At 42.9% G+C, this 1,612-nt stretch carries 1 protein-coding gene; it reads left to right on the forward strand.

Annotation, left to right across the window (positions count from 1 at the left end):
* Positions 1-149 precede the first annotated feature (149 nt).
* Positions 150-1,427, forward strand: coding sequence for an ammonium transporter (locus QZ055_RS09350; RefSeq protein WP_295826486.1), 1,278 nt, complete (start codon positions 150-152; stop codon positions 1,425-1,427).
* Positions 1,428-1,612 lie beyond the last annotated feature (185 nt).

Raw genomic sequence — 1,612 nt, forward strand, 5'->3', positions numbered from 1 at the left:
AAATTCTATAGAATTTATTGACATGAATAGAAATCTAATATAGGATGTATGTAGTGATGTTTATTACTACAATAAAATAGTTAGGTAACGGCGCCTTGCATGCAGAGTTTCTGCGAGCAAGGCGCTTTTTGTATGGAAAGGAGTATCTTATGGTCAATATGATTGATACGGGCAACACAGCATGGGTCTTGTTGTGTGCTGCATTAGTATTCTTTATGACACCTGGTTTAGCGTTATTTTATGGTGGGATGGCGCGTAGTAAAAATGTGCTAGGTACGATCATGCAGAGCTTCTTTTTGATTGGTGTCATCTCTGTTGAGTTTATTTTGATAGGCTATACGTTGATTTTTGGTGATGATCTACATGGCATCATCGGCGACTTTAGTAAATTTGGCCTTGGTGGTGCGGAGACAGCCATCTTAAGTGGTACACATATTCCTGAGCTTGCTTTTGTAGCATTTCAATGCATGTTTGCTGTCATTACACCAGCCATCATGAGTGGTTCTATTACAGGTCGGATGCGCTTTGCTCCCTTTGTAATATTCGCTTTGTTATGGTCCATCTTTGTATATAATCCGATGGCTCATTGGATTTGGGGTGGTGGATTCCTTAGCGATTTAGGTGCATTAGACTTTGCCGGAGGGCTTGCGATTCACGTGTTGTCCGGTGTGTCTGGGTTGACCTTGTGTATGTTGCTAGGACGTCGCCGCGGCTATGGACGCATGCCTATGCTGCCTCACCATTTGCCGATGACAATTCTTGGGGCTGCTATTCTATGGTTCGGTTGGTTTGGCTTTAATGCAGGCTCTGCTCTTGGTGTAGGGTTCCTTGCGGCTAATGCCGTTTTAACTACACAAATCTCTGCAGCGGTTGGTATTGTAGGCTGGGTGCTAGTAGAAATGATGCACCGCGGTAAACCTACTGTATTAGGAGCTGCCTCTGGCGGTGTATCTGGCCTTGTGGCGATTACACCAGCAGCAGGCTTTGTAACGCCTATGGCGGCCATTATAATTGGTTTTGTCGGTGCCGTTGTATGTTATCTTGCGGTAGCCATTATTAAAAACCGCCTTGGCTACGATGATTCTCTTGATGCCTTTGGTATTCATGGTGTAGGCGGCACGTGGGGCGCTATCGCTACAGGTTTATGGGCTACAACGACGATTAATCCTGATGGGGCTAATGGTTTGTTCTATGGCGGTTCCTTATTAGGCCCTCAATTACTTTCACTTGTGATTGCCTATGTATTTGCCATTCTAGGTACATTTATACTATTTAAAATCGTCAGCGCCTTTATGGATATGCGCGTTAGCATTGGCTCTGAATCACTTGGCATCGATATTAGTGAACATGGCGAAGGTGCTTATAATCAATCTGAATTTAAAAGCTCAGGGCGATTTATTTCGTCCAATCAAACGTCATTGTTATGATTTGTGATAGATACATAGTAAGGTACAATTGGATGTATATATGCTGTAATTGGTGAAAGTTAGGTTATATAATGCGTACTTCTGTACCACATAGGAGATAGATATATGAAACGAATGAAAAAGGTAGATATAATCGCTCGTGCAGAGCAGCTAGAGGATTTAAAAGAGGCGTTAAACAAGATTGG

Origin of the sequence: uncultured Veillonella sp., from assembly GCF_905209685.1 — a bacterium.
GTDB lineage: Bacteria > Bacillota > Negativicutes > Veillonellales > Veillonellaceae > Veillonella.

Excerpts from the sequence above, each read along its gene's own strand:
- QZ055_RS09350 (WP_295826486.1), top strand. The coding sequence starts at position 150 with ATGGTCAATATGATTGATACGGGCAACACAGCATGGGTCTTGTTGTGT.